The organism is Tabrizicola sp. (assembly GCF_041913445.1).
Classification (GTDB): domain Bacteria; phylum Pseudomonadota; class Alphaproteobacteria; order Rhodobacterales; family Rhodobacteraceae; genus Tabrizicola.
The window spans coordinates 21,515-29,959 of record NZ_JAYSFG010000004.1; the positions used below are offsets into that span (position 1 = coordinate 21,515).

An 8,445-nucleotide genomic window follows, 5' to 3' on the forward strand; every position below is an offset into this window, starting at 1 on the left:
GGGCGGGCGTATCTACCCCCAACTCCGAGACGGAGCCTTTGAAGGCTCCGGTCCGATTTCTTCGAAGAAATCGGTCCCTTAGCGGAACAGCACCAACGCGGACGGGCTCCAGGCGACGCGGACCTTGGTACCGACGTCGAGGACCGGGCGGCCCGGGACGTTGCGCATCGACAGGCGCACTTCGACATCCGTACCGCCGAGGTAGACGTCGTAATAGGTCATGTCGCCGAAGTAGATCACCTCGTCGATCACCCCGTCCGTCTCGCGCTCGGTCGCGGTCTGGCCTTCGTAGAGGAGCGTCAGCGTCTCCGGCCGCAGGCCCACCACCGGGCTTTCGCCGGTCTTGGCCGGTGCCTGGGCGATGTCGAGCATCACCCGACCCAGACCCTTGGCATCGACCTCGACCGCGTTGCCGGTTTCCGAGACGATCTCGGCCGGGATGAAGTTCATCGTGCCGATGAAATCCGCAACCTTGCGCGTTGCGGGACGGCGATACAGCGTCTCGGGGTCGGCCAGCTGGGCGATCTCGCCTTCGAACATCACGGCGATGCGGTCGGACATGACCAGCGCCTCTTCCTGGTCATGGGTGACCAGGATGAAGGTGATCCCGACCTGGCGCTGGAGCTTGATGAGCTCCACCTGCATGTGTTCGCGCATCTTCTTGTCAAGCGCGGAAAGGGGTTCGTCGAGGAGCAGGACCTTGGGCTTCAGGATCAGCGCCCGCGCGAGGGCCACCCGCTGCCGCTGGCCGCCGGAGAGCGCATGGGCGGCGCGCTTGCCGTAGCCCTTGAGGCCCACCATCTCCAACGCCTCGGCGACGGCCTTGGCCTTTTCCTCCTTCGACCGCGGGTCCTTGCGGAGACCGAAGCCCACATTCTCCTCGACGCTCATATGCGGGAAGATCGCATAGCTCTGGAACACCATGTTCGTCGGGCGGACGTTGGCGGCGACATTCGCCATGTCCTTCCCGTCGATCATGATCACGCCCGAGGAGATGTCCTCGAAGCCTGCGATGGTGCGCAGAAGCGTGGTCTTGCCGCAGCCCGAGGGGCCGAGGAGCGAGAAGAACTCACCGGCCTTGATCGTGCCGTTGATGCCCCGCAGCGCGTGGTAGTCGCCGTAGTATTTGTGGACGTCCTTGAACTCGATCATCGTCGGACGGTCATCGGAAAAGGTCACAGGAAGCCTCCGGAATCTTTGCCCCCGGCCTTGGCGATGCCGCGGCGGCGCATGTACTCGGCGAAGCCAAGCAGGATGATCGAGAAACAGACGAGCACCGTCCCGAGCGCCAGCATCGAGGGCACCTTCTGGGGGAAGCGGAACTGGCCGAAGATGTAGACCGACAGGATCGGCTGGCCCGAGCCGAGGAAGTTCGAGATGATGAATTCGTCGAACGAGATGGTGAAGCAGATCAGGAAGGACGCCATGATCCCGGGCATCACCAGGGGCAGGATGATCAGACGGAAGGTCGACCAGGGGGTCTCGCCCAGGTCGAGGGCGGCCTCTTCCAGAGACTTGTCGAGGCTCTGGAAGGCCGAAGTCAGGATGGCCACGGCGAAGGGGGTGCAGATCAGCACCTGGCCGATGATGACGGTGAAAAGCGAGAGTGGCACGCCGATCGACAGAAGGACCACCAGGAGCGCCATGGCCACGATCATCTCGGGCAGGACGAGGGGCAGCATAATCAGCCCCATGAGCGGCGCCTTGCCGGGGAAGCGGTAGCGGACGCTGGCGCGGGCGGCGAAGATGCCAAGGACGGTGGAGAGCGTCGCCACGGACAGCGCGATGATCAGGCTGTTCTTCGCGGCGATCCGCAGGTTCGCGTCGGCCCACATCTCGGCGAACCAGCCGGTGGTGAAGCCCTGCAGCGGGAAGGCCACGACGCGGCTGTCGTTGAAGGCGAAGATCGGCAGAAGGATGATCGGGCCGTAGAGGAAGAGGAGGTAGAAGAGCGTGTAGCTGCGCAGTGCCGGGGCCTTCTTCATTTCTGGCCTCCGATGAAGCGGCGGTTCCACAACACGAAGGCCACCGAGACGATCCCCACCATCAGCATCGAGACCACCGCGAAGGCGGAGCCCTGCGGGAAGTTCTGCAGTTTCAGAAGCTGGGTCTCGATCAGGTTGGCGATCATCGGTTCCTTCCCGTCCCCGACGAGTTCGGGGGTCACGTAGTCGCCCACTGTCGGGATGAAGACGATCAGCGCGGCCGCGATGACCCCGGGCATGGACAGGGGCAGCGTGACGCGCACGAAGGTCGACCACTTGCTTTCGCCGAGGTCCTGGCCGGCCTCGAGCAGGCTGCGGTCCACCTTTTCCAGGCTGACGAAGATCGGCAGTACGGCGAAGGGGGCGTAGGCGTGGGCGAGCACGATGATGATCGACAGGATGGAGTAGCTGGCGACGTTCAGCTGCGTGTCCATGATGCCAAGCGACATCAGCGTGGAATCAAGGACGCCGTCATAGCCGAGGATCACGAACCAGAGGCTCACGCGGATGATGTAGCTGGTCCAGAACGGGATGGTGATCAGGAAGAGCCACAGGCTTTTCCGTTCGGGCTTGACATGGAAGCTGACGAAATACGCGACAGGATAGGCCAGAAGCACGGTGATGGCGGTCACCACGAGGGCCACCATCAGCGACTTGAACATGATGTAGCCGTAGACCGACTTCGACCAAAGCTCGGCGTAGTTCTCGAAGGTGATGGGCAGCGAGACGTTGCCCCGGCCGCCGGTCAGCACCGAATAGATCAACACCGTCGCCAGCGGCACGGCGAGCAGGAGAATCACGTAGATTGCTGTCGGAGAGATCAGCTTGAGGCCCGTCCTGGCCTCGGATCCCGGCGTTTGCGCCATCATTCCCCCTGTTCGACCGCACTTTCGGCGGTCTTGTCATTTGATCAAATTAGACCGAAGGAGCCCCTTGAGGCAAGAGGCCATCAAATCACGGGGAAATCAAGCGGGGGAAAGGCGGCCGGGGCGGGGGTGCCCCGGCTGCGGCTCAGCCGGCCACCCGTTCGATGGCGATCGCCCGCTTCTTCAGCTCGTCATAAAGCGTGGGCACGACGCGGATCGAGCCCACGGCGACGCGGAGCGCTTCGGCGATGCGGGCCTCGGACGGATCGTCGGAGGCCACGCGCCAGATCATCCGGCGGGCGACGCCGTCGTCATAGACGATCTCGGTGCGGCCATGGCGGGTCTTGCGCCAACCAAGGAAGTCCGCGCCGCCATGCGGCGCGTGAAATGCATGTTGAAGTCCCATTTTTCGGGCTCTCTTTTTAATCTGCTCGTGCGCGAAATGTGAGGCAGGGCTTGCCGTTCGGTCAACTCACGGCCACGGCATTTCCGCGTGAGCGAGTCCCAAATGCAACAGGTGGGGATTTCCCTATACGGACAGGTCGGCAGGCGGGCGGGCGAGAAGATCCGAGAGCTTCTGGACGGCGGCTTCGAACACGTCGCGCGGCAGGTTGGCGGCGATCGCAAGGCGGACGGCGTTCGGGGCGCGGCCGTGGACGAGCGCGTATTCATCTGCCGAGCGGACCAGAACGCCGCGCGCTTCGGCGGCACGGACGAAGGCCGAGGCGCGCCAGCCGATGGGAAGGCGCAGCCAGACGAAGGGCACGCCGGGCTGCCAGCCCAGGTCATAGGCACCGAGCAGGTTGACAAGCGTCTGCAGCCGCGCGGCGAACTCGGCCTGGACGGCGGCGCGGATGCGCTGCGCCTCGCCCGAGCGGAAGAGGTGCAGCATCAGGTCGGCAACCGGGCGCGACAGCGCGAAGAAGCCGTGCTGCGCGGTCAGCCGTCCCGCCTCGCCCATGCCGGCGGGGCAGATGACATAGCCGAATCGAAGCGCGGCGGAGATCGTCTTGGACACCGAGCCCACCAGCCAGACCCTCTCGGGCGCGAGGGCACGCAAGGAGGGGATGTCGCTTTCGGCGATGGAGTAGCAGTCGTCCTCGAGGATCTGCAGATCGTAACGGCGGGCGATGTCGGCGATCTCTTGCCGGCGTTTCACCGGCATCCGGCCGGTCGATGGGTTCTGCGCCTCGGTCGTAAGGCACAGGACCTGCGCGCCGTGGCGCCGGCAGGCGGCCTCCAGCGCCTCGGGGACGATGCCGTGTTCGTCGATTTCCACCGGGACGACCTCGGCCCGCGCGGCGCGGGCGGCGTAGCGGAAGCCGGGATAGGCCAGCTCCTCGATCAGGACGACCGGGCGTTCGCCGCGCAGGCAGCAGTCGAAGATCAGGCTGATCGCATTCTGCCCGCCGTGGGTCAGGGCCACATCCTCGGGCCCGATGGGGCCAAGGATGCGGTCGCCCATCCAGCCCACGATCTCGGCCCGCAGCGCCGCCTCGCCCAATTGGCTGGTGTAGTCGAGCCACCCCTGCCCCGTCGCCCCGGCCATCTCGAGCAGAGCGGCGCGGAAGGCTTCGGCCTGCCCGACCTCGGGCACCTGCGGCGGGCGGAAGTCGACCAGACCCGTCGACCCGCCCGTCACGCGTTCGGTATACAAGGCTTGTGTGGGCCCCAGGCGCGGAGATTGTGCCGCTACAAATGTGCCCCGCCCCACCGTCGCAGCCAGAAGCCCCTCCTGCGTCGCAAGCTGGTAGGCACGGGCCACGGTGCCGGGCGTCAGGTGCAGGCGCCAGGCCAGGTCGCGGACCGTAGGCAACTGAGAATTCGGCGGTAAATCCCCCGCACGGATCGCATCCCGCAGCGCGCGCGACAGGGCCAGATACTTCGGCCCGGGGAATTGAGTCAGATCAGGCGCCCAAGTTGTATCAGTCACAATAATCCTCTGGCGACTCATTGTGGGACAGGATTAGATTGTTCCTACCTGAATGACGCCATTGTATCAATACAAATCCACGGAGGCACAAATGCCCCAGACCCATATCCAGACCCTTCCGCTGCGCGCCCCCCGGGGAATTATCGCGCGCCTCATCACTGCAATGACCGCCGCCAGCCAGCGTCGCGCCGAACGCCACCGCTTGGCGCTGCTTGACGACCACATGCTGCGCGACATCGGCCTCGAGCGGCAGGATGCGCAGCGCGAGTGCAGCAAGCCCTTCTGGCAGCCCTGATTTCCCCGAGCGTTCTAGCTCTTACCCCTGACTGGGCCGGGTTCACTCCCGGCCCTTTTTTCTGCTGAACTGTCAGCGTCTACCTGGGCGACCGCCTTGCGAGATCAGGGCGGTGGTGGTGGAGTCGTCGGCGTCGTGGGGGTGATCGGCGCTGCAAAACCGCCGCCATTCTGGTTCATCATCGCGGCGATGGCGAACACGCCCAGAAGCATCGGCGCGACACTGTCCCAGGCCCGGTTGCTTTCAAGGTAGGCATTGTACTCTGCGTCGTGCTCTTCCTGGGTCAGGTCTGGCCGTGAGGGAGCGAACTCGTTGTATCTATAAAAGCCGGAGCAGGAGCATAGTCCAACCAGCGCAACGGCCAAGATCAGGTGCTTCATCTTCAAGGGTCTTCCGCAAGCCAGCGCGTCGGGACATCCAGCGCGCGCAGAACAGTCTCAACGCCATCGGCTGCTGTCCAACTGTCCTTGGAGGCGGGAGACTGTCGCTTGCGCGGACCCTTCATCCAAGGATCACACGGCGCCTTGGGCCCGGCCCGACCAAAAGAAAAAGCGCAGGCGGACCTGCGCTTTTCCACTTCGCTGTAAGGCTGAAGCCCGAGCTTAACGCTTCGAGAACTGGAACGAACGGCGGGCCTTCGGCTTGCCGTACTTCTTCCGTTCGACGACGCGGCTGTCGCGGGTCAGGAAGCCAGCGGCCTTCAGGGCACCGCGCAGGGCGGGCTCGTAAAGCTGCAGGGCCTTGGAGATGCCGTGCTTCACTGCACCAGCCTGGCCCGAGAGGCCACCACCGGCAACGGTCGCGTAGACGTCGAACTGGCCTTCCACGTTCGCCACGGTGAAGGGCTGCTTCAGGATCATCTGCAGCACGGGACGGGCGAAGTAGACCGCCATTTCCTTGCCGTTGACCACGACCTTGCCGGAACCCGGCTTGACCCAGACGCGGGCGACCGCGTCCTTGCGCTTGCCGGTCGCGTAGGAGCGGCCAAGCTTGTCGCGGACGGGAACGCGCGGAGCGGCTTCGACGGCGGCAGGTGCGGAACCCACGGCCGACTTCAGGTCATCGAGAGATTTGATATCGGCCATGATCACGCGCTCCGGGTGTTCTTCGGGTTCAGGACCTTGACGTCCAGAACGGTCGGCTGCTGCGCCTCATGCGGATGGGCGGCCCCGGCGTAGACGCGGAGGTTGGTCATCTGCTGACGGCCCAGGCGGTTGCGGGTGATCATGCGCTCGACGGCCTTGATCACGACGCGCTCGGGGTGGGCGCCTTCCAGCACCTGCCGCGCGGTGCGCGACTTGATCCCGCCCGGGTGGCCGGTGTGCCAGTAGTAGACCTTGTCGTCGCGCTTCTTGCCGGTCATCTGCACCTTGTCGGCGTTGATGACGATGACGTTGTCACCCATGTCCATGTGGGGGGTGAAGGTCGGCTTGTTCTTGCCGCGCAGGATGTTGGCGACGATCGTCGCGAGGCGGCCCAGAACGACGCCCTCGGCGTCGATCAGGATCCACTTCTTCTCGATGTCCGCCGGAGTAGCGGTGAAGGTTTTCATGGCATTCCCAACGAAGAGGGGGGCAACAGCGCCCCCGGAATCTCGGATGCGGGCTTATCGCCGAAGGCCGTTTCAGCGTCAAGCGCCACAAACAAGTTTAAACTTCACAAAAACAATGGTTTACAAGAACGGTACAATAATACCCCACACCTTGCCCTTTCATCTTTGCCCAAATATCCCCGCCGGAGGCTCCCCCGGCCACGATCGGGACCTACCGCAGCTTGGGGGGGCGGGACGGGTCCATCCCGGGCGCGGCGGGGGCGAGGTCCTGCACCTCCGGCTGGGGCAAGCCGAACCGAAGGGCCACGCGCGCCATGGCCTCCGCCGCGGGCTCGCCCGAACGGAGGAAGCCCACGTCCAGCTCTCCGGCCTCGATGCCCGAGAAGACCAGCGCCTCGTTCATCGCCCGGGCCAGCGCCGGTTCCGCGCCCTCGACCGCGTCCAGCATGGCGAGGAGGTGGCCGCGGCGACCGCCCTCGTAGACGACGCCCGCCAGCAGGGCCGCCACCGCAAGTCCCCCGGCGCGGGCCAGCTTTGCGTCCAGCGCGGCGATGACCGCTTCGGGGACCGAGGGCGCGGTGAACGCCTGCGGCTTCGCCTCCACCTCCTCCGGCCCGCCGTCCAGCGTCTCGGCCAGCCAGTCCATCGCCTCGGGCGGGAGCAGCATGGACGAGGGCGCGACGCCAAGGTTCACGCCCATCCCGATCCCCTGCCCTTTCAGGAGGCCCGCGATGACCCGGCCCGGCAGGGCGGCGTAGGGGGCGATCCCGCCGGTGAAGCTTGCCAGCCGCTCCTCGCGGTCGAAGACCAGGACGACGGGGCCGTCTTCCAGGTCGAAGACCTTGGGCTCGAGGCTTTCGCCCTCGGCCTCGCGTTCCAGAAGCAGCACCATCTCGCCATCGGCCAGCCGCTCGAAGAAGCGCAGGCGCAGCGCCTCGTTCTCGGGGTCGGCCGAAACGGCGGCGTGGGCGGCATCCAGCAGGGTGACGACATCAGACATCCAGAACCTCCCGCACCCGCTGGCGGAGCGCGGGAATGAGCTCGGCCTCGAACCACGGATGACGTTTCAGCCACCCCGTATTCCGCCAGGAGGGATGCGGCAAGGGAAAGACGCCGCGCGCAGCCGGGGCGCGCCAATCGGCCACGGCGGCGGTGACGTTCGCAGACGCGCCAAGGTGCCAGCGGATCGCCGCGCCTCCGACAAGAAGCGTAAGCGGCATGGGGCCAAGGCTCTCCAGCACGCGCAGACGCCAGGTCGCAGCGCAGAGCCGGGGCGGCGGCAGGTCCGCGCCCGTCGCGTCATAGCCGGGGAAACAGAACGCCATCGGCACCACGGCCACCCGCGAGCGGTCATAGAACTCGGCCTCGGTCACACCCATCCAGTCGCGGAGCCGCTCGCCGGACCGGTCGGTGAAGGGCCGCCCGCTTTCGTGCACCCTCGCCCCCGGGGCCTGCCCGGCGACGAGGAGCCGCGCGCCGGGGCGGAACCAGACCACGGGGCGCGGCACATGTGCGGTCGCGGTGGCGGCGAAGCGGTCAGCACAAAGGCGGCAAGCCGCGATCTCGTCCTGCAAGTCCATCCGTCCCAGATGGCCCCTGCCCGTCGCGACTGCAACATCCGCCGCAGCGCAAGGCCTGTTCTGCCCTGCAAATATCCCCGCCGGAGGCTCCGGAAGCCTCCCCGAAGCGCCCCGCCGGTCGCTCTTCCGCGGCAGCGCCGGGGGGGGGGGGGGGGGGGCCCCCCCCCCCGGGCGCCCCCCCACGGGGTGGGGGGCCGCCCGGGGGGGGGGAGCTGGCGGGCCAACACCCCGCCC

Annotated in this window: 11 protein-coding genes; 1 reads left to right on the top strand and 10 read right to left on the bottom strand. The window is 66.3% G+C overall.

Going from position 1 to position 8,445, the window contains the following annotated elements; all coding sequences use genetic code 11:
- Nucleotides 1-78: 78 nt before the first annotated feature.
- The 5 genes from ACE3Q6_RS06100 to ACE3Q6_RS06120 all read right to left on the bottom strand — a co-directional run bounded on the left by ACE3Q6_RS06100 (nucleotide 79) and on the right by ACE3Q6_RS06120 (nucleotide 4,784).
- Entirely contained in the window at nucleotides 79-1,152 is a 1,074-nt protein-coding gene (locus ACE3Q6_RS06100) for an ABC transporter ATP-binding protein (RefSeq protein WP_374430408.1), read from the bottom strand.
- Between the two features lie 23 nt (nucleotides 1,153-1,175).
- A complete protein-coding gene (locus tag ACE3Q6_RS06105; protein ID WP_374429746.1) occupies nucleotides 1,176-1,985 on the bottom strand; it encodes an ABC transporter permease in 810 nt (269 codons plus the stop codon).
- Nucleotides 1,982-2,851, bottom strand: coding sequence for an ABC transporter permease (locus ACE3Q6_RS06110; protein ID WP_374429748.1), 870 nt, complete (start codon nucleotides 2,849-2,851; stop codon nucleotides 1,982-1,984). The genes ACE3Q6_RS06105 and ACE3Q6_RS06110 overlap by 4 nt, the downstream gene beginning before the upstream one ends.
- A gap of 145 nt (nucleotides 2,852-2,996) precedes the next feature.
- Nucleotides 2,997-3,257 carry a hypothetical protein gene (locus ACE3Q6_RS06115; RefSeq protein WP_374429750.1) on the bottom strand — a complete coding sequence of 87 codons (261 nt, stop codon included), beginning with the start codon at nucleotides 3,255-3,257 and terminating at the stop codon, nucleotides 2,997-2,999.
- 123 nt (nucleotides 3,258-3,380) lie between these two features.
- Nucleotides 3,381-4,784 (bottom strand): PLP-dependent aminotransferase family protein, encoded by a 1,404-nt coding sequence (locus ACE3Q6_RS06120; RefSeq protein ID WP_374429752.1) that lies wholly within the window; start codon nucleotides 4,782-4,784, stop codon nucleotides 3,381-3,383.
- 91 nt (nucleotides 4,785-4,875) lie between these two features.
- Here ACE3Q6_RS06120 and ACE3Q6_RS06125 point away from each other — a divergent pair, with 91 nt between their 5' ends.
- Complete coding sequence (locus ACE3Q6_RS06125; protein WP_374429754.1) at nucleotides 4,876-5,079, top strand: DUF1127 domain-containing protein; 204 nt, start codon at nucleotides 4,876-4,878, stop codon at nucleotides 5,077-5,079.
- Nucleotides 5,080-5,183: 104 nt separating this feature from the next.
- On the opposite strand, the gene ACE3Q6_RS06130 is transcribed toward ACE3Q6_RS06125, so the two are convergent.
- The 5 genes from ACE3Q6_RS06130 to ACE3Q6_RS06150 form a co-directional block, all read right to left on the bottom strand.
- Nucleotides 5,184-5,459 (bottom strand): hypothetical protein, encoded by a 276-nt coding sequence (locus ACE3Q6_RS06130; RefSeq protein ID WP_374429756.1) that lies wholly within the window; start codon nucleotides 5,457-5,459, stop codon nucleotides 5,184-5,186.
- 222 nt (nucleotides 5,460-5,681) lie between these two features.
- Nucleotides 5,682-6,164 (bottom strand): 30S ribosomal protein S9, encoded by a 483-nt coding sequence (gene rpsI / locus ACE3Q6_RS06135; protein ID WP_374429758.1) that lies wholly within the window; start codon nucleotides 6,162-6,164, stop codon nucleotides 5,682-5,684.
- Nucleotides 6,165-6,166: 2 nt separating this feature from the next.
- Nucleotides 6,167-6,631 carry a 50S ribosomal protein L13 gene (gene rplM, locus ACE3Q6_RS06140; RefSeq protein WP_374429759.1) on the bottom strand — a complete coding sequence of 155 codons (465 nt, stop codon included), beginning with the start codon at nucleotides 6,629-6,631 and terminating at the stop codon, nucleotides 6,167-6,169.
- Nucleotides 6,632-6,842: 211 nt separating this feature from the next.
- Nucleotides 6,843-7,631 (bottom strand): SseB family protein, encoded by a 789-nt coding sequence (locus ACE3Q6_RS06145; protein WP_374429761.1) that lies wholly within the window; start codon nucleotides 7,629-7,631, stop codon nucleotides 6,843-6,845.
- Entirely contained in the window at nucleotides 7,624-8,211 is a 588-nt protein-coding gene (locus ACE3Q6_RS06150; protein WP_374429763.1) for a uracil-DNA glycosylase family protein, read from the bottom strand. Before ACE3Q6_RS06150 ends, ACE3Q6_RS06145 begins: the two co-directional genes overlap by 8 nt.
- Between the last annotated feature and the right edge of the window lie 234 nt (nucleotides 8,212-8,445).

Coding starts and splice junctions, on each gene's coding strand:
- ACE3Q6_RS06100 (WP_374430408.1), bottom strand. CDS start 1,152: ATGATCGAGTTCAAGGACGTCCACAAATACTACGGCGACTACCACGCG.
- ACE3Q6_RS06105 (WP_374429746.1), bottom strand. CDS start 1,985: ATGAAGAAGGCCCCGGCACTGCGCAGCTACACGCTCTTCTACCTCCTC.
- ACE3Q6_RS06110 (WP_374429748.1), bottom strand. CDS start 2,851: ATGGCGCAAACGCCGGGATCCGAGGCCAGGACGGGCCTCAAGCTGATC.
- ACE3Q6_RS06115 (WP_374429750.1), bottom strand. CDS start 3,257: ATGGGACTTCAACATGCATTTCACGCGCCGCATGGCGGCGCGGACTTC.
- ACE3Q6_RS06125 (WP_374429754.1), top strand. CDS start 4,876: ATGCCCCAGACCCATATCCAGACCCTTCCGCTGCGCGCCCCCCGGGGA.
- ACE3Q6_RS06130 (WP_374429756.1), bottom strand. CDS start 5,459: ATGAAGCACCTGATCTTGGCCGTTGCGCTGGTTGGACTATGCTCCTGC.
- rpsI (WP_374429758.1), bottom strand. CDS start 6,164: ATGGCCGATATCAAATCTCTCGATGACCTGAAGTCGGCCGTGGGTTCC.
- rplM (WP_374429759.1), bottom strand. CDS start 6,631: ATGAAAACCTTCACCGCTACTCCGGCGGACATCGAGAAGAAGTGGATC.
- ACE3Q6_RS06145 (WP_374429761.1), bottom strand. CDS start 7,631: ATGTCTGATGTCGTCACCCTGCTGGATGCCGCCCACGCCGCCGTTTCG.
- ACE3Q6_RS06150 (WP_374429763.1), bottom strand. CDS start 8,211: ATGGACTTGCAGGACGAGATCGCGGCTTGCCGCCTTTGTGCTGACCGC.